Source organism: Clostridium algifaecis (assembly GCF_017874415.1).
Lineage (GTDB): Bacteria > Bacillota > Clostridia > Clostridiales > Clostridiaceae > Clostridium_B > Clostridium_B algifaecis.
Genome location: NZ_JAGGLM010000003.1, coordinates 143,803 through 170,537 on the forward strand (window position 1 = coordinate 143,803; position 26,735 = coordinate 170,537).

23 protein-coding genes and 1 riboswitch are annotated in these 26,735 nt (G+C 32.0%); of the genes, 6 read left to right on the forward strand and 17 right to left on the reverse strand.

Going from position 1 to position 26,735, the window contains the following annotated elements; genetic code table 11:
- Positions 1-59 precede the first annotated feature (59 nt).
- Complete coding sequence (locus tag J2Z42_RS04500) at positions 60-929, forward strand: CvfB family protein (protein ID WP_209701248.1); 870 nt, start codon at positions 60-62, stop codon at positions 927-929.
- A gap of 90 nt (positions 930-1,019) precedes the next feature.
- Positions 1,020-1,865: a ComEC/Rec2 family competence protein gene (locus J2Z42_RS04505; protein WP_209701250.1), complete on the forward strand. Its 846-nt coding sequence runs from the start codon at positions 1,020-1,022 to the stop codon at positions 1,863-1,865.
- On the opposite strand, the gene J2Z42_RS04510 is transcribed toward J2Z42_RS04505, so the two are convergent.
- Complete coding sequence (locus J2Z42_RS04510) at positions 1,852-4,458, reverse strand: calcium-translocating P-type ATPase, SERCA-type (RefSeq protein WP_209701252.1); 2,607 nt, start codon at positions 4,456-4,458, stop codon at positions 1,852-1,854. The genes J2Z42_RS04505 and J2Z42_RS04510 overlap by 14 nt on opposite strands.
- 253 nt (positions 4,459-4,711) lie before the next feature.
- Between J2Z42_RS04510 and J2Z42_RS04515 the strand changes: the two genes are divergently transcribed.
- The gene (locus tag J2Z42_RS04515) at positions 4,712-5,134 is read left to right on the forward strand and encodes a YaaR family protein (RefSeq protein ID WP_209701254.1); all 423 of its coding nucleotides are present in this window, start codon (positions 4,712-4,714) and stop codon (positions 5,132-5,134) included.
- A gap of 20 nt (positions 5,135-5,154) precedes the next feature.
- Here J2Z42_RS04515 and J2Z42_RS04520 read toward each other — a convergent pair whose 3' ends face one another.
- Both J2Z42_RS04520 and J2Z42_RS14640 read right to left on the reverse strand, forming a co-directional pair.
- Entirely contained in the window at positions 5,155-5,655 is a 501-nt protein-coding gene (locus tag J2Z42_RS04520; RefSeq protein WP_439897312.1) for a gamma carbonic anhydrase family protein, read from the reverse strand.
- Positions 5,656-5,723: 68 nt separating this feature from the next.
- A complete protein-coding gene (locus tag J2Z42_RS14640) occupies positions 5,724-5,852 on the reverse strand; it encodes a hypothetical protein (protein WP_281063523.1) in 129 nt (42 codons plus the stop codon).
- 255 nt (positions 5,853-6,107) lie between these two features.
- Here J2Z42_RS14640 and J2Z42_RS04525 point away from each other — a divergent pair, with 255 nt between their 5' ends.
- Positions 6,108-9,113: a vitamin B12-dependent ribonucleotide reductase gene (locus J2Z42_RS04525; RefSeq protein WP_209701256.1), complete on the forward strand. Its 3,006-nt coding sequence runs from the start codon at positions 6,108-6,110 to the stop codon at positions 9,111-9,113.
- Between the two features lie 201 nt (positions 9,114-9,314).
- Here J2Z42_RS04525 and J2Z42_RS04530 read toward each other — a convergent pair whose 3' ends face one another.
- The 7 genes from J2Z42_RS04530 to J2Z42_RS04560 all read right to left on the reverse strand — a co-directional run bounded on the left by J2Z42_RS04530 (position 9,315) and on the right by J2Z42_RS04560 (position 16,651).
- Entirely contained in the window at positions 9,315-9,659 is a 345-nt protein-coding gene (locus J2Z42_RS04530; protein WP_209701258.1) for a hypothetical protein, read from the reverse strand.
- Between the two features lie 149 nt (positions 9,660-9,808).
- Positions 9,809-10,708, reverse strand: coding sequence for a phosphogluconate dehydrogenase (NAD(+)-dependent, decarboxylating) (gene gnd, locus J2Z42_RS04535; RefSeq protein WP_209701260.1), 900 nt, complete (start codon positions 10,706-10,708; stop codon positions 9,809-9,811).
- A gap of 27 nt (positions 10,709-10,735) precedes the next feature.
- Entirely contained in the window at positions 10,736-12,052 is a 1,317-nt protein-coding gene (locus J2Z42_RS04540) for a gluconate:H+ symporter (RefSeq protein ID WP_209701262.1), read from the reverse strand.
- A gap of 13 nt (positions 12,053-12,065) precedes the next feature.
- Positions 12,066-13,580, reverse strand: a complete 1,515-nt coding sequence (gene gntK, locus J2Z42_RS04545) for a gluconokinase (protein ID WP_209701264.1) — start codon at positions 13,578-13,580, stop codon at positions 12,066-12,068.
- Positions 13,581-13,788: 208 nt separating this feature from the next.
- Entirely contained in the window at positions 13,789-14,640 is an 852-nt protein-coding gene (locus J2Z42_RS04550; protein ID WP_342589995.1) for a MurR/RpiR family transcriptional regulator, read from the reverse strand.
- Between the two features lie 54 nt (positions 14,641-14,694).
- On the reverse strand, positions 14,695-15,597 hold the full coding sequence (locus J2Z42_RS04555) for a DMT family transporter (protein WP_209701266.1): 903 nt from the start codon (positions 15,595-15,597) through the stop codon (positions 14,695-14,697).
- Positions 15,598-15,679: 82 nt separating this feature from the next.
- The gene (locus J2Z42_RS04560) at positions 15,680-16,651 is read right to left on the reverse strand and encodes an asparagine synthetase A (protein WP_209701268.1); all 972 of its coding nucleotides are present in this window, start codon (positions 16,649-16,651) and stop codon (positions 15,680-15,682) included.
- Between the two features lie 396 nt (positions 16,652-17,047).
- Here J2Z42_RS04560 and J2Z42_RS04565 point away from each other — a divergent pair, with 396 nt between their 5' ends.
- Together J2Z42_RS04565 and J2Z42_RS04570 are read left to right on the forward strand one after the other, a co-directional pair.
- The gene (locus J2Z42_RS04565) at positions 17,048-17,569 is read left to right on the forward strand and encodes an Lrp/AsnC ligand binding domain-containing protein (RefSeq protein ID WP_209701270.1); all 522 of its coding nucleotides are present in this window, start codon (positions 17,048-17,050) and stop codon (positions 17,567-17,569) included.
- A 76-nt stretch (positions 17,570-17,645) separates the two neighbouring features.
- The gene (locus J2Z42_RS04570) at positions 17,646-17,864 is read left to right on the forward strand and encodes a DUF378 domain-containing protein (RefSeq protein WP_209701272.1); all 219 of its coding nucleotides are present in this window, start codon (positions 17,646-17,648) and stop codon (positions 17,862-17,864) included.
- Positions 17,865-17,936: 72 nt separating this feature from the next.
- Here the strand turns inward: J2Z42_RS04570 and argH are convergent, their stop codons facing one another.
- From argH to J2Z42_RS04605, 7 genes are all read right to left on the reverse strand, one after another.
- Positions 17,937-19,253 carry an argininosuccinate lyase gene (gene argH / locus J2Z42_RS04575; RefSeq protein ID WP_209701274.1) on the reverse strand — a complete coding sequence of 439 codons (1,317 nt, stop codon included), beginning with the start codon at positions 19,251-19,253 and terminating at the stop codon, positions 17,937-17,939.
- Between the two features lie 72 nt (positions 19,254-19,325).
- Positions 19,326-20,531: an argininosuccinate synthase gene (locus J2Z42_RS04580; protein WP_209701276.1), complete on the reverse strand. Its 1,206-nt coding sequence runs from the start codon at positions 20,529-20,531 to the stop codon at positions 19,326-19,328.
- A 35-nt stretch (positions 20,532-20,566) separates the two neighbouring features.
- Positions 20,567-21,340, reverse strand: a complete 774-nt coding sequence (locus tag J2Z42_RS04585) for an amino acid ABC transporter ATP-binding protein (protein WP_281063524.1) — start codon at positions 21,338-21,340, stop codon at positions 20,567-20,569.
- A gap of 40 nt (positions 21,341-21,380) precedes the next feature.
- Positions 21,381-22,031 carry an ectoine/hydroxyectoine ABC transporter permease subunit EhuC gene (ehuC, locus tag J2Z42_RS04590; protein ID WP_209701278.1) on the reverse strand — a complete coding sequence of 217 codons (651 nt, stop codon included), beginning with the start codon at positions 22,029-22,031 and terminating at the stop codon, positions 21,381-21,383.
- 18 nt (positions 22,032-22,049) lie between these two features.
- The gene (locus J2Z42_RS04595; RefSeq protein ID WP_209701280.1) at positions 22,050-22,880 is read right to left on the reverse strand and encodes an ABC transporter substrate-binding protein; all 831 of its coding nucleotides are present in this window, start codon (positions 22,878-22,880) and stop codon (positions 22,050-22,052) included.
- A gap of 223 nt (positions 22,881-23,103) precedes the next feature.
- Positions 23,104-23,787, reverse strand: coding sequence for a beta/alpha barrel domain-containing protein (locus tag J2Z42_RS04600; protein WP_209701281.1), 684 nt, complete (start codon positions 23,785-23,787; stop codon positions 23,104-23,106).
- 79 nt (positions 23,788-23,866) lie between these two features.
- Positions 23,867-26,329 (reverse strand): homocysteine S-methyltransferase family protein, encoded by a 2,463-nt coding sequence (locus J2Z42_RS04605; protein WP_209701283.1) that lies wholly within the window; start codon positions 26,327-26,329, stop codon positions 23,867-23,869.
- Between the two features lie 121 nt (positions 26,330-26,450).
- Positions 26,451-26,561, reverse strand: a riboswitch (SAM riboswitch).
- Positions 26,562-26,735: the final 174 nt, after the last annotated feature.

Sequence of the window (26,735 nt, forward strand, 5' to 3'; positions counted from 1 at the left end):
TTAGTATATAATTAGTTGTACAAAGTTTAAAATAGAATCAAACAGGGAGTTGAAATTAATTGATAAAAATAGGTGAATTTAATAAACTAACTGTAATTAGAAAGGCTGATTTCGGTTATTATTTAGATGCAAAAACAGGAAATACAGATGATGATATACTACTTCCAAATGGAAGTGCTGCAGCAGATGACATTAAAATTGGAGATGAACTTCAAGTATTCATATACAGGGATTCAAAAGATAGATTAATAGCTACAATGAAAACTCCTATTGCAAAAGTAGGAGATATTGCATATTTAAGAGTAGCTTCAAATGCAAGCTTTGGAAGTTTTATAGACATAGGCCTTGAAAGAGACGTATTTGTACCAATGGCAGAACAAAAGTATACATTAATTCAAGAAGCAAAATATTTGTTTTATATATATATAGATAGGACAAATAGATTAGCAGCCACAACAAATATCGATAAATATCTTTCATGTCTGGATACTGAAAATCAGGATGAAATTATAGAAAATCACTGTAGGATAGGCGATGAAGTGACAGGAATAGTATATGGATTTCAAACCAACGGCAGTGTAATGATAGCTATCAACAATAAATATAGAGGAATTATCCTAAAAAATGAATATTTCACAGAAATTAATCCAGGTGAAAAAATAAAACTTAGAATAAAGAAATTTTATGAGGATGGCAAGATGGTTTTGACTCCTAGAGAAAGAGCTTCAAGGGAAAGGCTCTCTCTAGAGGATACTATAATTAAATATTTAAAAGAACACAATGGCACTATGCCATATAATGATAAAAGCTCTCCTGATGATATACGAAAAACCTTCCATGAAAGCAAGAACTATTTTAAAAATGCACTTGGGGGACTTATGAAAAGAAAATTGATAGTTCAAGACAAAAATGGAACAAAATTAGTCTAGAAATTTTTCATTACTCCAAAATTAATAAGAATATTTAAATCTATATTACAAAAAATATAGTTAAATCTTATTTACGAGGAGAAATGAAAAATGAAAAAAAAGGCAATATTACTGATAACATTACTATTAGTCATATGCATGAATACTATTACCTTTGCAAAGTACCGCGATACAGAGGTTCACTTTTTAGATACAGGTCAAAGTGACTGTATACTTATAAAGACAAATAATAGAAATTATTTAATAGATTCAGGGGCAGCCTACTATGCTCCAAGAATCATGAATTACCTTCATTTAAACAAAATAAATAAAATTGATGGGATAATACTAACTCATTATCATGACGATCACTATGAAGGAATTATAAAGATGGCAAGACTCATGAATGTATCCAAAGTATACCTTCCAAATAATAAAAATGCCATGAAAGCTGCTTTATCCAAACAACTTTCAAAATCAAATACTCCAGTTGAGTATATAGATAAAGACTGGAGTATTAAATTTGGCAAAATGGAGCTTCATGCAATTGCTCCAATTCACAAAGATGTTAAATCAAAAAACAGCAATTCAGATGAAAATAACAATTCAATAGTACTTCAAGGTAAAATAGGAAATTTAACATACCTATTTCCGGGAGATTGTGAGGAACGTGAAGAAGAGGACATGATAAAATACAATAAACTTAAAAAATGTAATATTTTAAAAGTTCCACACCATGGGCTTTATACAAGTACATCGCAAAAATTCTTAAATAAAGTAAAACCCAAATTAGCTATTGTAACAAGTAATGGAATTGGATCTCCCAATAATTCTACCATAAAAAGGCTTCTTAAGAATTCTATAGTAGTTTTGAGGACAGACGACCAGGGCAATATAATAATTAAGAATACCAGTGTTTACTGTGATAAAAGCAACATAAAGATTAAAATCGAATAGATTTAAATATTTCATTTAGTACAAGTGGTATGAATGAAAGTAAAATTACAAAAAACCAATCACTTATTGTGAGCATATACACCTTAAAAACATCTGCCAGGAAAGGTACTGAGATTACTATATTCTGAAGAAATATTCCAATTACTATTGCTCCAATTAAATACTTGTTTTTGAAAATTCCGATCTTAAATATTGACTTTTTATTGTGCCTTACACTCAAAGTATAAAATAACTGGGATACGCTAAGCACTACAAATGCCATTGTCTGAGCATGCATAAGGGAATCCTTGTATATTTTATTTCCAATATAAAATGCTGTAAGTGTAGTTATACCTATAATCATTCCATTTATCAATAAGAATACACCTGTTTTTCCTGGAAATATACCTGATTTAGGATCCCTTGGCTTTTCTTTCATTACATCTGGATCATCAGGGTCTACTCCAAGCGCCAGTGCTGGCAAACTATCTGTTATCAAATTAACCCACAAAAGATGTATTGGTCGTAGAACCGGCTGCCATCCAAGAAGTATTCCTATAAAAATCGCCACAATCTCTCCTATGTTGCAGGAAAGTAAAAATATTATGGACTTTTTTATATTGTTATATATATTTCTTCCTTCTTTTATTGCAGCTACAATTGTAGAAAAATTATCATCTGTAAGTATCATATCAGAAGCACCTTTAGCTACATCCGTGCCTGTGATTCCCATGGCAACTCCTATATCCGCAGCCTTTAAAGAAGGCGCATCATTTACCCCATCTCCTGTCATCGACACTATATTTCCCTTGTTCTTGAGTGCTTTTACTATTTTAACCTTGTGTTCAGGCGATACTCTTGCAAACACTCTCAAATTATCAATTCTCTCAGATATGTCATCTTCACTCATAGTATCAAATTCAGCACCCAGTATAGCTTGTGATTCACTTTGGGCTATGCCGAGCTCCTTTGCTATTGCAAAAGCTGTATTTTTATGATCACCTGTAATCATTATAGTTCTGATACCTGACGCACTACACTCTTCTATAGAATCTTTTACATTTTCTCTTGGTGGATCTATCATTCCATAAAGACCTATAAATATTAAATCTTCTTCAAGAGAATTTATTTTTACATCAGGAGATTCAATCTCTTTAAAAGCTGATGCCAGAACTCTTAAAGCTTCATCCGACATGGCATCTGAACCTACAAGTATATCTGACTTTATTTTGTCAGTAATAGGCAATATATTACCATCTATATACACTTTCGTACAGATTTTGAGTAGATTGTCTACTGCACCTTTTGTTATAGCATAGTATTTGTCTTCGTGCTTATTTAAGGTAGTCATTAATTTTCTCTCAGAATCAAAAGGTATTTCATTAACTCTTTTATTCAAATCTTCAAGATTATTTTTAAATATATTAAATTTACTTCCCACTTCAAGCAAAGCTATTTCTGTAGGATCACCGGTTTTTGAATTTTCAGAGTAAGTGGCATCATTACAGAGCATCATGCTATTCATAAGCAATTTTTGTGTGGGATTCTTTAAATTAAAAGATGATATATCCTCCAATTTATTATTTGCATAAAATTTTGTAACTGTCATTTTATTTTGAGTCAATGTACCTGTTTTATCAGAACATATTATATTTACAGCTCCCAGAGTTTCAACTGCTGGAAGTTTTCTGACTATAGCATTCTTTTTTATCATTCTCTGGACACCCATAGCTAAAACTATAGTAACTACAGCAGGCAATCCTTCTGGAATGGCAGCCACAGCAAGACTTATTGCAGTTAAAAACATTTCAAATAAATCCCTTTTCTGAATTACTGCAATTATAAACATGAGCACACATATAAAGAGTGCTGCAAATCCAAGAATTTTGCCAAGCTGCGCCAGTTTTTTCTGAAGTGGTGTAAGATTTTTTTCATCTGTATTCAACATTTTAGCTATTTTACCTATTTCAGTATCCATTCCTGAAGCTACAGCTACACCTGTTCCTCTGCCATAGGTAACCAGAGTAGACATGAATGCCATGTTTTTTTGATCCCCAAGTGCTGCATCGTTAGTTTTTTCAATTTTTTCATAAGATTTATCAGAAGGTACCGATTCCCCTGTAAGTGCTGATTCTTCTATTTTAAGATTTGCAGTTTCTATTAATCTTAAATCACATGGGACATATCTGCCTGCATCTAAAATGACTATGTCTCCAACTACAAGCTCTTCTGACGAAATTTCTACAAGCTCACCATTTCTCCTTACTATAGCCTTAGGTGTTGAAAGCTTTTTAAGCGATTCCAGTGCTTTTTCCGCTTTTGATTCCTGAACCACACCTACAATTGAATTTATTATTATTACAACTGCTATAATAACAGCATCACTTATTTCTTTTAATAGTGCTGAAACTAGAGCTGCTGCGAGTAATATATATATAAGAGGATCATTTATTTGTTCAAATAATAGCCATAAAATGGATTTTTTCTTTTTATCTTTCAATTTATTCGGTCCGAATTTCTGGAGCCTTATAGAAACCTCATCAGAAGTCAAACCATTTTCAGCATCTGATTTTAGTTCTTCAATTACCTGCTCTCCAGATTTATAAAACCACATAAAATCACCCTTTCCTCACTCTAATTTTTAATATAAAATCCACTACTTTTATATTTTCTATAATAAGTTCAATCTTATGCATAGATTAATTATTTCATTTTAATTAAATTATATTCTTTGTACATAATATGCCTAAAAGTTTTATACAACTTAACTATATTTTTATACAAATATACTATATAATAGAAATATAATTTAATTTAAAAATTAATTAAATGTAAATTTTACTATAAATAAAACTTGGAGGCAAATTATGGAGATATCTAGAGTAAGCGCACCATCTACACCTTCTTCCAAAAGTAGAAACATAAGTGTAAAAAAAGATTTTTCACAGAGTTTTAATTCTCAAATGGAGAAAAAGTCTGAACAGCAGTTGAAAAATATGTTTGATGATATCAAGAAAAAAGGAAACAGACTATCTATAACCAAATGTTATGCTGATGTTAAAGCATACAAAAAAATGATACAGGAATATCTTAAATCTGTATTGAATTATATGTATAGTGTAAAAAAAGACATAAGCTTCTGGCAAACTCAATATTTTATAACGGTTGATACCATAGATGACAAACTTGAAAAACTTACAAACATGCTTATGAGTGAACAAAAAGAAAACCTAAATGTAGCCGCTACCATAGATGATATAAGTGGTCTCCTGGTTGACATATACAAGTAATCCAATACACCATACAGGATTTAATTGTACTCTTTAGATTCTTTTACATAAGATTCTGCTGTACGTTTAAGGCCCTTTTTTTCTTCTTCTGTAAGTTTTCTAACAACTTTTGCAGGTGAACCCATGCACAGAACTCCGGATGGAATATTTTTGTTTTCAGTTACAAGACTTCCAGCACCTATTATGGTTTCACTACCTATAGTTGCACCATTCATAATAATTGAACCCATACCTATCAAAGTGCAGTCACCTATTGTGCATCCATGAATTACAGAATTATGACCAATAGTTACATAGTTACCTATATGCACAGAACTATCTGTATCAACATGAACTGTACAATTGTCCTGTATATTGCTGCTTTTTCCTACATATATACTATTTGTATCACTTCTAAGTACTGCTCCAAACCATATATTTGCATCTTCACATATTTTAACCTGTCCAATAACATATGCATTATCTGCAATAAAACATCCATTTTTTATATCTGGATTGTATTTCTTAAATTTCATTATCAAATTAAGCACTTCCTTCTCATAAGTATTAAAAATTTATTATCTATATGTATTATAACAAAAATATTAAATTATTTAAGTATTCCAAGTTCATTTGATATTTGAATAGTACTAAATCCTACTTTTTCTGTTAAGTCCTCTATCTTCAAACCCTGTGTCTGTTCACTCAAATAATTATATATCTTATTAATTCTTTTCATAAATAAATCTCTATACCTCTCAACTCTTTTAAATATAATGATACACCTTTTGATACACCTTGATTATACGAATAAAAATTTCAAATAACAAGGCTTCTAAATAATAGAAAAAAATAATAATTCATATTGAATATTATTTATCTATAATCTATAATAATAAAAGCACCATTGTTCTATATATTGTATTTATATTTATTTAAAATACAACATATAGATATTTATTAATACAATTGAACTATACAAGGAGGATACACTTTGAACTCTATAAAGGATATATTCAAAAGATACTATACCAAAATACTGGAAAAAGATAAATCCAAAACAGTATATGATCTTTTTAAGTGGAAAAAAGTAGATGTATTTTTAAAAGATCAAAAGTCAAATAAAGTTCTCGTTGATATTAAAGATCTGGAGTTTCCCGAAAATTACTCTCAAAATGCCTGCGATATAATAGCTTCAAAATATTTTAGAAAAGCAGGCGTTCCTGGAAAATTAGGTTATGAAAACAGCATGAAATCTGCCGCAAACAGACTTGTAAACTTTTGGTGCCAGTCTTTAAAAGATGAAGGACTCATAAATACTGAAGAAGATGCACAAATATTTTATGATGAATGCGTATATGCACTTTTAAATCAAATGTATGCACCCAATTCTCCTCAGTGGTTCAACACAGGACTTAAATTATCCTATGGAATAAAAGGAACCAAACAGGGAAACTATTATTTTGACGAAAAGAAAGGTAAAGTAGTCGAATGTGAAGATAATTATACAAGAACACAGGCATCAGCTTGCTTCATACTTTCGATACAGGATAAACTTTTAGGTCCTCATTCCATATCAGACCAGTTTATCACAGAAACAAAGCTCTTCAAGGGAGGTTCCGGAACAGGAAGCAATTTTTCATCCATAAGGGCAAAAGGTGAAAAGCTTTCAGGCGGCGGTGCATCTTCCGGTCTTATGAGCTTTTTAAAAGCACTTGACAGAAATGCAGGTGCAATTAAATCAGGAGGTACTACAAGAAGAGCTGCAAAAATGGTATGTCTTGATGTAAACCATCCCGAAGTATTGGACTTCATTACCTGGAAATCACGAGAGGAAGACAAGGTAAGGGCTCTCGGGAAAATGGGCTATGACATGGACATTGACGGAGAGGCTTATGAAACTGTATCAGGACAAAACAGCAATAATTCAATTAGATTCTCTGACAACTTTATGCATAAAGTTGAGAACTTAAAGAATAATCCGGAAGGCACAATTTATCTTACAGGTAGAGTGGATTCAAATTTCACAAAGAAGGAAAAAGTAAAGGACATATGGGAGGCATTTAATGTTTCCGCATGGAAGTGTGCAGACCCTGCTCCTCAATTCAATGATACTTTCAATGCATGGCATACATGTCCTGCTGGAGAAGATGGAAATGTCAATGCTCCATACAATAAAATTAATTCCACTAATCCCTGCGGAGAATATGCATTTTTAGATGATACTTCCTGTAATTTAGCTTCTATAAATATATATAAGTTTTACAATTCGGAAACATCACATTTTGATATTGAGGGATACCTGCATATAATACATCTAGTGCAATTAATCCTTGAATCCTCTATACATTGGGGACAATTTCCTACAAAGGATATAGCAAGAAAAACCTATCTTTTCAGAACTACAGGACTTGGTATATCAAATATATCTTCTCTTTTTATGGTTATGGGATACCCTTATGACTCAGAAGAAGCCAGGGCACTTGCATCTTCACTTATAGGAATTCTTACTGGTGAATCATATTACACTTCAGCACTTATGGCAAAAGAAATAGGTTCATTTAACAAATTTCACATAAATAAGCCTTATATGATGAAAGTCATAAGAAATCATTCAAGAGTTGCCGGAGTGGACTTAAAGGAAATTACAAAAGATCAGGATGTGCAATATGGAAATGAATTTGAAGAATTAAACTATACACCTCTAAAAGTAAATCATAAACTTTTAGAAAATCAGGGTTTGGACTATATAAGCACACAATTAAAGGACAGTTTTACTAATGCCCTAAAAAGCGGAGAAAAATTTGGTTATAGAAATGCCCAGGTTACAGTGCTTGCACCTACAGGTACCATATCATTTGCAATGGACTGCGGTGCTACATCAATTGAACCTTTTTTCAGTCATATTGTTTATAAAAAGCTTTCAGGCGGCGGATTTATGACAATAATGAATCCTGTAATAAATATAGCTCTTAAAAAACTGGGATATAACAAAGACCAAATAGATGATATATTAGAATATGTTCTTGAAAAAGAGAAGGTAACCGAAAATGGATTTACTTATGAAAAAATACTTGACGGCAAAATAGAAGGTGCTCCCCATCTAAGAGATGAACATTTGCCAATATTTGATACTTCCAATAAGTGTGGAAGCGGAGAAAGATATATTGCTCCTATGGGACATGTAAAAATGGTAGCAGCTATAACTCCATTAATATCCGGAGCAGTATCGAAAACAGTCAATCTTCCAAAAGAGGCTACTGTTGAGGATTTCAAAGATGTAGTTTTATCTTCCTGGAAACTTGGAGTTAAAGGTATAACCCTCTACAGAGATTCTTCAAAAGCAGCACAGCCTTTAAATACAACTCTTTCAGATGATGAGGATATAAAATTGGAAGATTTAACTTATAAGCAGCTTTTAAATAAGGTAAGGGAACTCCAAAGTGGAATTAAATATTCAAAACGTGAAAAACCCATTGGCATAAGAACTGGAACAACTCATCCTGCACAAATAGATGATGTTAAAGTATACACCACAGTAAACAGGCGCCAAAATGGAGAAATATCAGAAGTCTATATAACTACAGACAGAGAAGGTACAATAATCACAGGACTTTTAAATTCTCTTTCAAAGTCAATATCCGTAATGCTGCAGTACCACGTTCCTGCCCAGGACATTGCAAGAATGCTCAGGGGACAAAAATATGAGCCTTATGGTTTTGTTAAAAAACATCCTTATATAAAATATGTATCTTCTATATCAGATCTCATAAGTAAAGTAATTGATATAGAACTGGGGGATTTTTCAAGATGCGAGATTAAGCCTGAAAATTATGACAAAGAGACTACAAATATGAACTATTCACAAGTTAATACAAAGCAAGTAACTGGAGAAAGACTGTATGGTTCCATATGTCCTAATTGTTCAAGTACAAGAATGGTTAGAAATGGTACCTGCATGGTTTGCCTTGATTGCGGTTCTACCACAGGATGCAGTTAGTTGAGTTAAGAATTAATAGTTAATAATTGAGAATTAACTATTAATTCTTAATTATTAACTATCAAATAAAAAAAGCCTACATGGGGGAGCATGCGGCTAAATAGGGGATATTATTTAATGAAACAATGTTTCATTACTTTAATATAGTAACATCTTTTCACAAATAAGTCAATGTATTTTTCTTATAAATTAATTTTCGACTTATTTTTTATTTTTATGTACTCTATTTGGCTTTGCTTTAGGTCTTATTTTTATATTTTTGTTGCTGCCTTTTGTATACATAACCCCATTATGCAAATCCAAAAACCATAAAAACAGAACTACAAATACAGCTGAACATATATATTGAAGTATTGAATTTGCCATATTTCGTTTTAAAGCTCCACCTACAATAGTAGGTATAAAAAAAGCAATTACAGATGCTATGAGTACTATAGTACGGTTTGGATGAAATTTTACCAGAACATATTTTTTTAGTAAATTATATACAACTATAAATATTACCGTAATAAATAATAATTGAAATATTAATGTTTTCCAGGACATTTTTTTCCTCCTATAAAATTATTAAATCTGTTACTTCTATTATATATTATCATACATTTCATATTATGTATCAATACCTATAGAAAACATTCCAAATATAATAAAATGCAGGCATTAGTTTTACTGTATACCTGCATTTTATTATGTAATTATTTATTTTTTTCTACAGCATGCCCTCCAAATTCATTTCTAAGAGCAGCTACAACTTTGCCGGTAAAAGTATCATCCTCCTGTGATCTGTACCTCATAAATAATGATAGTGCAATTACAGGAGTTGGAATTCCAAGGTTCATTGCTGTTTCTACCGTCCATTTTCCCTCACCTGAAGAGTTCATTATACCCTTGATTTCTCCTAAATCGCTGTCTTTCGTAAAGGCATCTTCCATAAGTTCCATAAGCCAGCCCCTTATAACGGAACCATGATTCCATACCTTTGCTATTTCTTTATAATTTATATCATAATCACATTTATTTAATACTTCAAACCCTTCTGCAATAGATTGCATCATCCCATATTCTATTCCATTGTGAACCATCTTTACAAAATGTCCGCTTCCAGCAGCTCCAGCATATACATATCCGTCTTTTACCGATATATCCTTAAATATCTTTTCACAATAGTCAAATACTTCTTTATCGCCGCCTATCATGGTACATGCTCCTTCCAGAGCACCACTTGTTCCACCGCTTGTTCCACAATCCAAAAAATCTATTCCCTTTTCTTTAAGCTTATTGTATCTTCTTATAGAATCTTTATAATTTGAATTTCCTCCATCTATAACTATATCATGAGCTTTTAAATATTTTGTAACTTCTTCTATAACACTTTCCGTTATATTTCCTGATGGGACCATGAGCCATACTACTTTCTTATCCGGTAATTTGCCTATCAATTCCTCTATACTGCAAGCAGGTAACGCACCCTCTTGTGCTATTTTGTCTACTGAATCAGAATTTACATCATATGCTGCTACTTCATTCCCATTTTTAATAAGGTTTAAAGCTAAATTATATCCCATTTTTCCGAGTCCAACTATTCCAATCTTCATTTTATCACTCCTAATATTTTACTGTATTTAAACAAATGTATTTAAAATTAATACTCCAGCAAGTCCCATTACTGATATTATAGTTTCCATAGTTGACCATGAAGCCATAGTTTCACCTATTGTTAAATTAAAATATTCTTTAAATATCCAGAATCCAGGATCATTTACATGAGAAAATATCAAGCTTCCTGCTCCTGTTGCCAGAACCATAAGACATGGATTCACTCCAGTAGTTGCAATCATTGGAAGAACTATGCCTGCTGTAGTCATAGCTGCCACTGTGGCAGAGCCAAGTGCAAGTCTTAAAACCGCTGCTATAAGCCATGCCATAATTAATGGCGAAAGACTTGAGCCCTGCATAACTCCGGCTATATACTTGCTGACTCCACTATCTACAAGTACCTGTTTTAAGGCACCACCACCACCAATTATAAGAAGTATCATTGCTATACTGCTTATTGAATTTTCAATTATTTTCATAATGTCCTTCATTTTTGTACCTTTTGACAATCCAAGAGTATAAATTGCAACAAATACCGCTATCAGCATTGCCATGGCTGGATCACCTATAAAATCAAATATTATTCTCAAAGATGATGTCTTTGGCAGAGTCATATTTACAACAGCTGCAAATGCCATAAGTATAACAGGTACTATAGCAGTAAACAAGCTTATCCCAAAACCCGGCATTTCTTCATCTTTAAATATAGTCGGATTATATAATCCCTTTGGTGGTTCATGTTCAAATTTCTTTAAAAGTCTTGAAAACAAAGGTCCTGCTACTATAACTGTTGGAATAGCCAATATAAGTCCATATACCAGAGTCATTCCTATATCAGCCTTATAAACAACTGCTATGGCAGTTGGTCCTGGATGAGGAGGCAGAAATCCATGAGTTACAGACAATGCTGCTGCCATAGGAACACCTATGTACAAAAGAGGAATATCTGCTTCAGCTGCTATAGTGAATACAAGTGGTATCAAAAGAACAAATCCCACTTCATAAAACATTGCAATTCCCACTACAAAACCTGTTATAACTACAGCCCATTGTATTCTACTTTTTCCAAATTTATTTATAAGAGTTTCAGCTATTCTCTGTGCCGCACCACTATCTGCTATAAGTCTTCCAAGCATGGCACCAAATCCAAGTATAAGTGCTAAATTCCCAAGAGTACCTCCAACTCCACTTTCTACAGACTTGATTACATTTGCAATCGGCATACCTTCAGCTACGCCTACAATTAAAGCTACTACAATTAAAGATAGAAATCCATTTAATTTAAATCCTATCATAAAAAGTAATAAAAGTAATACTCCTACTAAAACAATAAATAATGGCATACTATACTCCCCCTTATTGAATCTTTGTTATTTCTTTAAATTCATCCTTCAATTTTTCATACAACCTATCGAATATTTTATAATTTTTCATGTATATATCATGATTTTTCTCATCCGGGTAAAATTCTTTTGATATAGGTACAAGATTTTCAACTTCTTCTATATTATCTATAACACCAAGAGCTTTCATACCAATCACAGCAGCTCCAAGACCTGAACTTTCGTAGCTCTCAGCTATAACAACTTTTTTGTTAAATATATCAGCTAGCATTTGAACCCACATCTTGGATCTTGCAAATCCACCTGTTGCATATATTGTATTTATTTTTCCTGTAGTTTCCTCCAATGCTCTGCCTACACTATAAATTCCAAATATTATTCCTTCCAAAAGAGCTCTTATAAAATGATCTCTTGTATGTTTTATATTTATTCCAAAATACACTCCACGCATATTTGCGTCCCAATGAGGTGCCCTCTCTCCCAAAAGATAAGGAAGAAAGATAAGTCCGTCTGAACCTGCCGGCACACTCATCGCTTTATCTGTAAGCAGCACATATGGATCAATATTCAAATCTTTTGCTTCCTGGATTTCCATTGGAGAAAAATTATCCCTGAACCATCTGAATATAACCCCTCCATTATTTACAGGTCCGCCTAATACATAATGGTTTTCAGTAAGTATGTAACTAAATATCCTTTCTTTTTCATCATTTTTAGGTTTATTTGAAATAACTCTTACAGCACCACTAGTTCCAATAGTAATAGCTGCATCCCCCTGTTTTATAGCATTAGCTCCAAGATTTGCAAGGCATCCATCACTACCACCAAGTACAAATGGAGTATCTGAATCTATTTCCATAAAGCTTGCATATCCATTTAATATACCTTTCATAACATAAGTTGGTGAAACCGGTGTTGATAGCTTATCTTCATTGATATTCAAAATAGCAAGTGCATCTTTATTCCACTTTAAATCGTATATATCAAACATTCCAGTCGCAGATGCAATGGAATAATCTATCACATACTTTCCAAACAGTTTGAAGAATACATATTCCTTCATTGAAATAAATTTGTATGTTTTATTCACAATATCCTTCATATTGTCCTGCATCCATGCCAGTTTTGAAAGCGGTGACATTGGATGTATAGGTGTCCCTGTTCTCATGTATATTTCATGTCCAACTTTACTATTTTTTATTTTTTCTGCGTATTCATTGCTTCTGGTATCAGCCCATATTATACAATTGGTAAGTGGTATACCATCCTTATCTACAGCAATTACACTGTGCATAGCTGCACTAAAACTAACTCCAATAGGTTTTTTATAAACGTTTTCTATTATTACAGATTTTATTGAATTTAGCACTGCAGTAAATATTTCTTCTGGATCCTGTTCACTATAAGATGGCTTTGGATTTAATATTGGATATTCTATACTTTTCTTGCATAGTATTTTTCCATTTAAATCAAAAGCAATTGCCTTAGTACTCGTAGTACCTATATCTATTCCTATAATATAATCCACAACATCACCCCTATATAAAAAATATTTTTTTCTACGTTTACATTTAGAATATATTATATATTAATAAAAAATATTTTTTTCATTTTTATTATAACATATTGCTTTTGAAAAGCAAGTGCAAAAAAAATTTTCATTATGTATTATAAAAATAATGAAAAAAATTAGCACCGAAAATAAAAATTATTTCAGTACTAAATCTTTTATATCTCTAATATCTCTTTTCCGCTATACCCTCTCTTATTTTCTCCAAATTTTCAAGGGTTTCCTTCTTTCGTTTAATAGCAACTCCAACATACAATGCATCTATTAGCATAAGTGCACTCAATCTTGATTCCATTGCCTCACTTCTAAAATTTGATTCTTTTCCATAAGATACAAGCACTACATCTGATACTTTGCTTATAGGAGATTTCGCATTTCCTGTAATAGATATAACCTTTACGCCATTTTTTATCCCTATTTTCATAGATTCTATGAGTTCCTTATTGCTGCCTGAATTTGAAAATGCTATTATAACATCATTTTTTTTTGCCATAGACGATATCATGGCCTGCCAATGAGAATCCGTATTAACTACACACCTTATACCTGTTCTCACAAATTTATGATATGCATCATAGGCAAGACTGCCGGAGCCACCCATTCCATAGAAGATAATTTCTCCAGAATTTAAAATAAGATTAACAGCTTTTTCGAGATTTTCATCACTATTTATCTTTACCGTATTTTCAAGACTGAATTCATTTGCAGTCAAAAGCTTTTGTATTATTATATACATATTATCATTTTCATTTATTTCTTCGTGAATATTTTCCATTGGCTTTACAACTGCACAGGCTAAATTTATTTTTAAATCCTGATATCCCTTATATCCAAGCTTATTACACAACCTAAATACAGTAGCGTCACTTACAGAACTACAATCTGCCAATTCTGTTATAGAAAAATGTACAATATCCTCAGTGTTATCGAGTATGTATTTGGCCACTTTTTGTTCTTTAGCATTAAGTGATGAATATACTTCCCTAATTCTCTCCAAACAACTTTTGTTATCAAGCACAATAATTCCCCCCAATAAAGATACTTATATAATTAATTATAAACTGAATTTTTGCTAAAATACAGTCCCTGTATTTTTATCCTTCAATGAAGGGACAGCAGATAAAAGCATACCTGCAAACATCAGTATACATCCCGCTATTTCCTTGCACCCAAAATATTCTCCAAGAATTAAAAACCCCCCGAGAGATGCAAATACTGATTCCATGCTCATAATAATAGATGCATGGGCAGGTTCTGAAAATTTCTGTCCAATAATCTGCAGGGTATATGCAACACCTACTGACATTATTCCACCATATAGTATAGGTGCAGACGACAGAATTATATTGTGAAAATTTATATTTTCTTTAAAAATCGCTATTATAAAACTTAGTATAGTACAGGTCATAAATTGACAGAATGCAAGCTTAATGCTGTCTACTTTATTGACAAAATGACCTATTAAAATTATTTGTCCCGAGAACATAAAAGCTGAAACCAATTCAAGTGAATCACTATATGATATATTGAATCCACCATTAACGCATAACAAGTACAAACCTATGACAGCTGCAACTGCACCAATCCATGAATTTATATTGATATGTTGTTTTAAAAATATTCCTATAATAGGCACAATTACAATATACAGCCCTGTTATAAACGCTGCCTTTCCTGCAGTAGCTCCCTGTAATCCCACCTGCTGAAATGATGATCCTAAAAATAAAAAAATTCCGCAAATTATTCCAGCTGAAATAGTGCTCTTTAAATTTTTAACATTATTTTTATTTCCAGTTTCATTTTTATAAAATATTATTATTGGAATAATCGAAATACTTCCAAGTAAAAATCTTACTGCATTAAATGTAAATGGTCCTAAAAATTTCATTCCAACTCTCTGTGCTACAAATGCAAATCCCCATATAACAGCTGTAAGTAAGAGAAAAATATTGGATTTTACTACCTGTTTTCTCATGTGCAGGCTCCTTTCATAAATATAAAATCTAAAAAATAAATAATAGGCTGAATTACCGTCCTCAGCCTATTATAATTTACAATTAGAATATATAAGTTTCTCCTGGTTTTCTTGTAAATACTGTAACATCATCTATCTGTTTTTGCTGACATACAAATCTAGTCATTCTTTCAACTCCGAAGCCGGCACCTGCAGTCTTTGGAAGTTTTCCGTCCTTTGCAAGCTGGATATAGTTTCTAAGTGAATTTTCATCTGCATCAAGTTCTCTCATTCTCTCAAGAATTCTATCATATTTGTATTCTCTCTCTCCACCGCTCAATCCTTCAACATATCCCATTGGCCAGATTAAGTCATAATTTCTATAAGTTCCTCTGTTGTCTAAATCTTCAGCATCATAAAATTCTCTCTTGTGATTTATAAGCCAGAATGGTTGAGTTGAGGCTTTTGAAGCTTCCATCTCAAAATCTTCACCATATTTTGCTCTGAGTTCCTGAGTAGTATGTCTCTCAAATGGTCCTGTTATATCAAGATGTGAAGTTCCTATTCCAAGTGCCTTGAATTCATCCGCACATTCTTTTTTTATATAATCAAATACATACTTTATTAATCCCTCTTCAAAATCAAATATAGTATCCATTGTTGCATTTTTGATTTCAAGGTCAACTTGAGTAAATTCAAATAAATGTCTTGTATCACCAGGTTCTGCCTGTTCAAGTCTTACATTAGGAGATACTATATATATTTTATCAAGATATGGACTCGACAACATTATCTGTTTGTGGAATATCATTGATTTTGTTATATCGAACTTCTGTCCTTCATATGTTATACCGCAATCTTCTACCTCGTGGTTCAAAGTATCTGTAATTGGGGCTATCATAATTGGCATAATTCTAGTTACACCTTTTTTATACATATATTCATCTACTGCCCTTAATATTGCCTGTTGAACGCGAAGTATATGTGGTAATTCCTTCCTTGACATTTTTTTTATTGCCTTGTCCAAAACTTTTAATTCCTTTTCTCTATTTTCGCTTTCTACTGCTATAGTCATAATTTACATCCTCCCTGTATAAATACAAATCATATATAAATCGAATTCTAAATTTTTATTTCCATTACTAATTATAATAATACTTTACTAATATAATAATACTTTTTAATAAAAATTGCAATATTAATAATTATATTTAAAATATTTATTAATTTACCAATTATGTATATATAAGTTTAAGCATTTAAAAATATTTTTTTAATGTTATCGTTTTCAGTTATTAAATTAATAAAAATTTCTGATATAATATTATTATGAATAACCTAAATACAATTTTAAAAAGTTAAAATGTAATTAAATCAAGTATAATAATTATATTTTTTACTCTGAAATACAGGCATTTATTGTTAATAATGCCATAAAAAAGTATGTTTATACATAAAGGAGCGTTTTTATATGAGTACAAGTTTAAAAATTAACGGTTTGGATGATCTAGATATACAGATTCTAGATATAATGATAAAGGATTCGAGGACACCTTTTCTCGAGATAGCCAGACAATGTCATGTAAGTGGTGGAACAATACATGTAAGAATGAAAAAGATGGAGGACATGAATATAATAAAAGGTACAAAACTTATTATAGATAACTCCAAAATAGGTTATGACGTATGCTGCTTCATAGGCATATATCTTGATAGAGCAAAGGATTTTAATGAAGTTTTAGATGAAATGAGAGAAATAAAGGAAATAGTAGAACTTCATTATACTACAGGAGAGTATTCAATATTTGTAAAAGTTATATGTAAAAACATAGCTGACCTTCAAAATCTGCTTATGAACAAAATACAGGCAGTAGACGGAATTCAAAGGACAAATACATTTATATCTCTCTATGAACCTATAGATAGAAACATACAGATAGACATATTACAAAATAATAATGAAAAAAATATGAAAAATCCAGAATCTAAATAATAATTTTATTTACACTTATAATTATAGATAAACTGCAAATAATATATTTGATAAATTTAAAAAGGAGATGCAGTTTATGAAAACATTAGACACTACAGCCCTTATACTTGTCATAATAGGTGCAATAAACTGGGGGCTAATTGGATTTTTTCAATATGACTTGGTAGCTTCTCTATTTGGTACTATGTCCTCTTTTACAAGAATTGTATATGCAGTTGTTGGAATCTGCGGACTATACGCAATTTCATTTCTTGGAAGAGATAGAGACAACACTACTGAAGCTGACCCTAAATAATTAAAAGTTATAATTTATACCATAATCAAATTACGGGAAAGTTTAAAGCTTTCCCGTAATTCAACATCAGTGTTATTTAAGATTCTTCTTTATACCTCTATTGAGTGAATTATTATAGTCTATAAAATCATATACATCTTCATCAAAAAGTTTGCTAAATTTTGCAAGTTCTTCCTGTGAAAGTTCTTCTATGGCTTTGCCATTATCTTCACAATAGATTACAATTTCACCTATCACCCTGTGCGCATCTCTAAATGCCATACCTTTATTAACCAGGTAATCTGCTGCTTCTGTTGCATTTAAAAATCCTTTTTTTACAGCAGCAAACATCCTATCTTTATTTACCTTAAGTGTGGATATCATACCTTCCATTATCTTGGTACAACTAAGAACTGTCTTTGCAGCATCAAAAAAGTCCTCTTTATCCTCCTGCATATCCTTATTATATGCAAGTGGAATTCCCTTCATAGTAGTTAGAAGAGACATCAAGTCGCCATAAACTCTGCCAGTCTTTCCACGTATCAACTCTGCTGCATCCGGATTTTTTTTCTGAGGCATTATACTGCTGCCTGTTGAAAATTCATCATCTATAGTAACAAATCCAAACTCCTTGCTGCTCCAGAGTATAAGTTCTTCACTCAACCTGCTAAAATGCATCATCATTATGGAAAAATCCGATAAAAGTTCTAATGCATAATCCCTGTCACTAACTCCATCCAGAAAATTATCTACAGGTTTCTTAAAACCAAGTTCCTTTGCAGTGAATTCTCTATCTATATCATATGTAGTTCCTGCAAGTGCACAGCATCCAAGTGGACTTTCATCAAGTATATCTATTGCATTCACTATTCTTTTTCTATCTCTTTCAAGCATATTGTGGTATGCCATCAAGTGATGTTTAAATGTTACTACCTGAGCTCTTTGGAGATGAGTATAACCTGGCATTATGAAATCATTTTTATCAGCTTTTTCTTTTATCGTGCTTTTGAGTTTATCTATATTTTCTACTACTTCATGTGCTTTATTTTTGGCATAGAGTCTGAAATCTACTGCCACCTGGTCATTTCTGCTCCTTGAAGTATGAAGTTTTTTAGCTACATCGCCTATTCTGTCCAGTAAATTGCTCTCTACAAAACTGTGAATATCTTCATAATTTCCTTCTATTTTAAGTTTACCTTCTTCAACATCTGAAAGTATAGATTTTAATCCATTTAATATTGAATCTCTCTCTTCGTTTGTGAGTATATTACATTTTGCAAGCATTTTTACATGTGCAATACTGCCAGTTATATCCTCTTTATAAAGTGTCCTGTCAAAACTTAAAGAACTATTGAAATCTTCCATAAGTTTGCTCTCAGACTTTTTGAATCTTCCTCCCCATAACTTCATACAAATTTCTTTCCTTTCTATTTTGGCTTAATTGTAAATTACTCCATCTGCTTAGAGATGGAGCAAAAATTATTATTTTTCATTTTTGTTATCAACCATAGCCTTTATCTTGGTTGGAAGGCTGAATATTTTTATAAATCCTTCTGCATCCTTATGACTGTATAATTCACTGGCACCAAAGGACGATATTCCTTCATCATAGAGTGCATTTTTTGCATCTATTCCTGCTGTAATTACATTTCCCTTATATAATCTAAGCTTAACTGAACCTGTAACATTTTTCTGTGTAGATTCAACAAAAGCATCAAGTGCTTCTCTAAGTGGGCTGAACCACAATCCATCATATACAAGTTCTGCATATTTTTGAGATATTATTTGTTTATAATGATAAGTATTTTTATCTATTGTAAGTCTTTCAAGGCATCTATGAGCAGCATAAAGTATAGTTCCTCCTGGAGTTTCATAAACTCCTCTTGATTTCATACCTACAAGTCTATTCTCAACTATATCAATAACTCCTACTCCATTTTCTCCACCTATTTTATTTAACTCAGTTAACAATTCTACTGGTTTTAATTCCTTACCATTTACTTTTGTAGGAACTCCCTGTTTAAAATAAATTTCTACATAGGAAGGTTCATCCTTTGCCTTCTCCATAGGTGTAGTCATGGAATACATTTCTCTCTTATGTTCATTTCTTGGATCTTCTAAGTCTCCGCCCTCATGACTTATATGCCATATATTCATGTCTTCTGAATATATCTTTTTCTTAGTTACATTAATTTCTATTCCTCTTGCATTTGCATAGTCTATAGCATCTTCTCTGGATTTTATATCCCATATTCTCCATGGTGCAATTATTTTTATTGTAGGATCAAAACTAGCTATTGCAGTCTCAAAACGTACTTGATCATTTCCCTTACCAGTACATCCGTGAGATATATATTTTGCTCCCTCTTTGTGAGCTATCTCAACTAATTTCTTTGACATAAGTGGTCTTGCAAGTGAAGTACCAAGCATATATTCATCTTCATATAATAAATGTGCTTTTACAGCCTTAAAAAGATAATCTTTTACAAATGCTCCTGTTAAATCTTCCACATATACTTTTGAAGCACCTGTCTTTATAGCCTTTTCTTTTACCTTATCCAAATCGTCTCCCTGACCTACATTAAGGCAAACAGCTATAACATCCAAATCATAATTTTCTTTAAGCCATGAAATTGTAATTGAGGTATCTAATCCTCCTGAATATGCTAATACTACTTTATCTTTCATAAAATAGCCTCCTATTTGTTTTATTATATTTTTTACTACTTAAATACTTTATTTAAAAAGCTCTTGGTTCTATCTTCTTTAGGGTTTGAAAATATGTCTTCAGGTTTTCCCTGTTCTACTATTTTCCCATCATCCATAAATATAACTCTATCTGCTACCTCTCTTGCAAAACCCATCTCATGTGTTACAACTATCATAGTCATACCATCTTTTGCAAGATTCTTCATTACATTTAAAACTTCTCCAACAAGCTCAGGATCAAGAGCTGATGTTGGTTCATCAAATAACATTATATCAGGATTCATAGCAAGTGCCCTTGCTATGGCAACTCTCTGTTTCTGTCCACCAGATAGCTTGGATGGGTAATAATCCATTTTATCTCCAAGTCCAACTTTATTAAGTAATTCTTCCGCCCTTTTTTTAACTTCACTTCTATTTTCTTTTTTAACTACAATTGGTGCTTCCATAACATTTTGGATAGCTGTCATATGTGGAAATAAATTAAAATTCTGAAAAACCATACCCATTTTTGTAGTTACTCTTCTGAGCATTTTTTTGTCTTTTGGATTTAATATTTCACCCTCTATAACAATTTTTCCTTTATCTATTGTTTCCAAATAATTCAAGCACCTTAAAAGTGTACTTTTACCCGAACCAGAAGGGCCTATTACTACCAAAACTTCACCTTTTTTAACTTTAATATTCAGATTTTCAAATACTACCAGGTCGTTAAACTTTTTAGTTAAATTTGAAGCTTCTATCATATATTCATCAGAAGCACTGCATTTACTTTCAGCTGCCGTTTCCATAAATCAATTCACCTCTCTTATTCACATTAAAACCCATTTTCTAATTATATACTTGTAATTTTCTTTCGAAAAATCCAAATACAGTTGTAAAAACCGTAGTCATTACAAGATAAAGCACAGCTGCTGTAAGGAATACCGATATTGGATCAAAACTACTTGCATATATCTGCTGGGCCGATCTCATAAGCTCTACCATAGCTATAGTTGAAACTAGAGAAGTATCTTTAAGTATTGAAATAAATTCGTTTCCTACAGGAGGTATTATAACCTTAAATGTTTGAGGTAGAATTATCTTTGCCATAGTCTGACAATAACTGAATCCAAGGGCTTTTGCAGCTTCAAACTGTCCTTTGTCTATTGACTGAATTCCTCCCCTTATAATCTCCGCCATATACGCTCCACAATTTAAGCCAAGACCTATTACAGCTGCTGTGAACGGAGTCAATTCAATTCCTACAAATGGTAATCCATAGTAGAAGAAAAATAATTGAAGTAAAAGAGGTGTTCCCCTGAATACCCATGTATAAAAGCCTGATAATATTCTCAAGACTCTATTTTTAGACAATCTCAAAAGTGCCAGCAGTATTCCGAGTATGCTTCCTAAAACTATAGTTATAACTGTTAATTCAACTGTTATCACACTACCCTTTAAAAGAATAGGTAATATACTTTTAATAAAACTAGTATTCACTATTAGATCCTCTTTCCTCTATTTTTTATAGATATCACTACCGAACCATTTTATTGAAAGCTTAGATAAAGTACCATCTTTCTTCAAATCATTTATTGCCTTCTGGAATGATGTCTCAAGTTCCTTGTCTCCCTTTTTAAATCCTATTCCCATTGGTTCGCTTGTAAGTTTTTCATTTAATACTTTATATTTTCCCTTTTCATTCTGACTTGAAATATAATATCTTCCTACAGGTTCATCAATTATTACAGCATCAATTCTTCCTGTAAATAAATCCTGAAGTGCTTCTGTAGCTTTATCATATTTCTTTATTTCCTTTATACCACTCAGTTTTTCTGCTGATTTTTCACCGGTTGTACCAAGTTCTACACCTACAGTTTTACCTTTTAAATCTGCAGATTTATTTATAGCTGCATTACCATTTTTAATAACTATAATCTGTCCTGACATTACATAAGGTTCTGAAAAATCTATTTGTTTCTTTCTCTCATCAGTTATGCTCATTCCTGACATTATAGCATCAAATTTTCCTGATTTAAGAGCCAGGATAATTCCATTAAAATCTGTAGAAACGAACTGAGTTTTTACTCCTAATTTTTTTCCTATCTCTGTTCCAAGATCTACATCAAAACCTTTAAGCTGATTTTGTTTATCCCTAAACTCCATTGGTGGAAATGAATCTTCAAGTCCTATCTTTAATACTCCTGATTTTTTTACACTTTCAAGTGTATTTGAACTTTTACTGTTTTTATTTGAACTACTATTGCCGCTATTGCCACATCCAGCAAACACTGCGGAAATCATAATCGTTGACAACGCCAAAACCAGTACTTTTTTTAATTTAATCATATTTATCCTCCCAAATTCACTTATATATATTATGTATAATCATGTTTTAATAAATTACATTATAATTATACATAATATATTATAATTATTCAACACTTATTTGTGAATAATTATAAAAAACTATGCATAATTATAAATAATCCGTTCAAGCATTTATTTTGTTATGTTAAAAGCAATTTTTTGCATAAATCTTTTTAACCTTTATGCATATTTATGAATAGAATTATATATTCCTATATTTCTCCATGGTATCTTTAAATAACTCTGCCGTAGAAGGAGGTGTATATGAAATAGCGTTTGCACCTGCTTTAATAGTCTCAACTATTTCTTTTTCACTTCTGCCGCCTGTTGCCATTATTGGAAACTCAGGAAATTCACTTCTTATTTTTTTAACAAGTGCTGCAGTATTTTTCCCTGCTGATACATTTAAAATAGACACACCTGCATCTATCCTCTTCTGTATATCATCTTTCTCAGAAACCACAGTAACAATAATTGGAATATCAATTGAATCGCTCATAGCTTCTATTACTTTATTTGAAGTAGGACTATTTACAACTACTCCCATAGCTCCTGTAAATTCTGCATTCAGTGCAAGATTTATAACTCTTTTTCCCATAGTAAGTCCACCTCCTACGCCACAAAAGACAGGAATATCAGATGCCCCAACTAGAGCTTCTGTTATAACTGATTGTGGAGTAAATGGATAAACTGCAAAAACTGCATCTGCATCTATGTTTTTTATAACGGCAACATCTGTAGTGTACGCAAAAGACTTTATCCTTTTTCCAAAAACCTTTATCCCGCTGGATTCTCTTATTACGCGTGGTACATTTATCATGTGATCTCTAAGGGTGCCCCTTATCTCAGGTACATATTTGTTAACCTTCTCATTAATTTTTTCCATAATATTATCTCCTAAAATCGACTAAAATATATTATAAGTATATTTTATATTAATCTTTTAAAATATTCCATAAAAAATATTATTTAAGAGAGCTTATTTTATCCTCTGAAAATATTTTTTCTGCTATTTTAACTGTATCTCTTGCATCCTTTGCATAAAAATCAGCACCTATCATACTTGCATATTCTTCATTTAAAACAGCTCCACCTACTATAACACTGCAGGGTAAATCATTTTTTCTTAATGCCTCTATTGTCCTCTTCATGCTTATTACTGTTGTAGTCATAAGTGCACTTAATCCTACAACCTTTATTTTATGTTTTTTTACGGTTTCCACAACTTCTTCAATGTCTACATCTTTACCGAGGTCTATTACATCAAATCCATAATTTTCAAGAAGAACTTTTACTATATTCTTTCCAATATCGTGTACATCCCCCTTGACTGTGGCTAAAACTATTTTTCCTTTTTCTACTCCCTTATCCCCATTTTCATCTATCTTCTTTTTTATAACTTCAAAAGACTTTTTTACAGTCTCAGCTGATTGTATCAATTGTGGAAGAAATATTTCTTTTTCCTCATACATTACCCCCACTTTATCAAGAGCCGGAATTATATAATTATTCACTATATCAAGAGGCTCATTAGTTTTCAAAAGTTGATTAGTATATTCAATAGTCTTGTCTTCAATTCCATCTATTATTACTTGTTTTAAATCTTTTGAATCTGAACTCTCACATTTTACTTTATTATCTGTATTTTTTATTTCACTTCTATTAATAGATACAGATATCTGATTTACTTCTTTTGGCATATTTTTATATTTTTCTATAAAAGTTTTGCTATCTTTATCCACGTTTGCAAGTACTTCAAAAGCAGCTATGGTATCCTTCATGCCTCCATCATGTGGATTCATTATAGGAAGTTTAAGTCCTGCTTGAAGTGCCATAAGCAGAAAAGTTCTATTTAAAAGCTTTCTATTTGGAAGTCCAAAAGATACATTGCTCACTCCAAGAGTTGCATTTACTCCAAGTCTCTCTGTTACCATCTTTATAGCTTTTATAGTTTCCATTACTTCTTTTTGCTGGGCCGATGCCGTAAGTGATAAACAATCCACAACTATATTTTTTTTATTTATACCATATTCTGAAGCTTTTTTTACTATGTTCTCTGCAATCTTAAATCTTTCTTCTGCTGTCTTTGGAATACCATTTTCATCTAAGGTAAGTGCTATGACGCATCCTCCATATTTCTTAACTATTGGGAATACCTCCTGCATAGTCTTTTCCTTCCCATTTACTGAATTTATAAGTGGTTTGCCATTGTATAATCTTGCCCCGGTTTCCAGAACTTTTGCATCAGGACTATCTATGCTTACAGGTAAATGTGATACTTTCTGAATTGCCTTAATTGCTTTTTTCATCATTTCCACTTCATTTATCTCAGGAAGTCCTACATTTAATTCAAGTATATCTGCTCCTTCTTCCTTTTGAATTACAGCCTGATTCTCTATATATTTGACGCTTTTTTCTCTAAGTTCCTGCTTATATAAAGCTTTTCCAGTAGGATTTATTCTCTCTCCTACGATTTTAACGTTTTTGCCTATTGTTACAGTTTGAGTTGATGAAGTTACCGCCGTATAATTTTTTTCTTGAACAGATAATGGTTGCAAATCTTCTACAGCTTTTACAACACCTTTTATAAAATCCGGATTAGTTCCACAGCAGCCTCCAAGTATTCTGACTCCCTTTTTAGCCATAATCCTCATATTATTTGAAAATTCTTCTACATCTACATCGTAATAAGTATCTTTACCATCATATTTTGGAAGACCAGCATTTGGCTGAACCATAACAGGTATAGAAGAATACTCCAATATTTCATCTACTATGCACTGCAAATCCGATGGTCCAAGAGAACAATTTACTCCAAGTGCATCTACTCCCAATCCCTCAAGTGCTATTACCATGGTTTTTGGATCGGTACCCATAAGTGTTCTCCCATTTTCCTGGAAAGTCATGGTACAAAAAACAGGAAGTGAACTATTTTCCCTGGCAGCAAGTACTGCGGCCTTAGTTTCATACAAATCCATCATGGTTTCAATCAATATCAAATCAGCACCGGCTCTTTCACCTGTAACTACCTGTTTTTTAAACAGGTTATATGCTCCATCAAAAGTCAGGTTTCCCGAAGGTTCCATAACCTGTCCTATAGGCCCAATATCAAGGGCTACAAATTTGTTTTTTCTGCCTGCTACTGCCTGTTTCGCAATTTTAACTCCTGCCTCAATTACTTCATCCGATGAGTATTCAGAGTCACTGTATTTTAAATCATTGGCACCAAAAGTATTTGTTATTACGATATCCGAACCTGCATCCAAATAAGTTTCATGTATTTTTTTTATAGTATCACTATTTGTGATATTTAAGATTTCAGGAAGTTCTCCTGGCTTAAGTCCGCATTTCTGAAGCATAGTTCCCATAGCTCCATCAAAGAATATAAATTTGTTTTTGAATTTTTCTAATAAATTATCTAAAGTCATTTTTACCATCCTCTTTTAATAATATATTTCTGCAATAGAGCTTTGAACTTTTTAATAAGAGCATAAAAGGCTGCCTTTCCAAGAAAAGCAGCCTAAACCATCAAATATTTATAGCGATCTTTTCTTATCTTCCAGAATACTTATTCTGTAGGAATTAACACCATACACTCAAATGAAAAATGCTGGTTGTCGGGTATCATAGGGCCAGTCCCTCCACCACTCTGGATAAGAATATCATTATCCTATTGTATTTAGTTTATATATTATTATATTTCAATTTATTTGTCAATTTATTTTGTCTGTTAGCAGAGCGGGTCTTTGACAGTTGTATAAATAAATTTTCCTTGAAAACCTTGATATAGGCTTATTTTTTTGTCAATTTTCTCATTTTAATATATCGCACTTT

Excerpts from the sequence above, each read along its gene's own strand:
- J2Z42_RS04505 (WP_209701250.1), top strand. The coding sequence starts at position 1,020 with ATGAAAAAAAAGGCAATATTACTGATAACATTACTATTAGTCATATGC.
- J2Z42_RS04510 (WP_209701252.1), bottom strand. The coding sequence starts at position 4,458 with ATGTGGTTTTATAAATCTGGAGAGCAGGTAATTGAAGAACTAAAATCA.
- J2Z42_RS04515 (WP_209701254.1), top strand. The coding sequence starts at position 4,712 with ATGGAGATATCTAGAGTAAGCGCACCATCTACACCTTCTTCCAAAAGT.
- J2Z42_RS14640 (WP_281063523.1), bottom strand. The coding sequence starts at position 5,852 with ATGAAAAGAATTAATAAGATATATAATTATTTGAGTGAACAGACACAG.
- J2Z42_RS04530 (WP_209701258.1), bottom strand. The coding sequence starts at position 9,659 with ATGTCCTGGAAAACATTAATATTTCAATTATTATTTATTACGGTAATA.
- gnd (WP_209701260.1), bottom strand. The coding sequence starts at position 10,708 with ATGAAGATTGGAATAGTTGGACTCGGAAAAATGGGATATAATTTAGCT.
- J2Z42_RS04540 (WP_209701262.1), bottom strand. The coding sequence starts at position 12,052 with ATGCCATTATTTATTGTTTTAGTAGGAGTATTACTTTTATTACTTTTT.
- J2Z42_RS04555 (WP_209701266.1), bottom strand. The coding sequence starts at position 15,597 with ATGAGAAAACAGGTAGTAAAATCCAATATTTTTCTCTTACTTACAGCT.
- J2Z42_RS04560 (WP_209701268.1), bottom strand. The coding sequence starts at position 16,651 with ATGACTATAGCAGTAGAAAGCGAAAATAGAGAAAAGGAATTAAAAGTT.
- J2Z42_RS04565 (WP_209701270.1), top strand. The coding sequence starts at position 17,048 with ATGAGTACAAGTTTAAAAATTAACGGTTTGGATGATCTAGATATACAG.
- J2Z42_RS04570 (WP_209701272.1), top strand. The coding sequence starts at position 17,646 with ATGAAAACATTAGACACTACAGCCCTTATACTTGTCATAATAGGTGCA.
- argH (WP_209701274.1), bottom strand. The coding sequence starts at position 19,253 with ATGAAGTTATGGGGAGGAAGATTCAAAAAGTCTGAGAGCAAACTTATG.
- J2Z42_RS04580 (WP_209701276.1), bottom strand. The coding sequence starts at position 20,531 with ATGAAAGATAAAGTAGTATTAGCATATTCAGGAGGATTAGATACCTCA.
- J2Z42_RS04585 (WP_281063524.1), bottom strand. The coding sequence starts at position 21,340 with ATGGAAACGGCAGCTGAAAGTAAATGCAGTGCTTCTGATGAATATATG.
- J2Z42_RS04595 (WP_209701280.1), bottom strand. The coding sequence starts at position 22,880 with ATGATTAAATTAAAAAAAGTACTGGTTTTGGCGTTGTCAACGATTATG.
- J2Z42_RS04600 (WP_209701281.1), bottom strand. The coding sequence starts at position 23,787 with ATGGAAAAAATTAATGAGAAGGTTAACAAATATGTACCTGAGATAAGG.
- J2Z42_RS04605 (WP_209701283.1), bottom strand. The coding sequence starts at position 26,329 with ATGACTTTAGATAATTTATTAGAAAAATTCAAAAACAAATTTATATTC.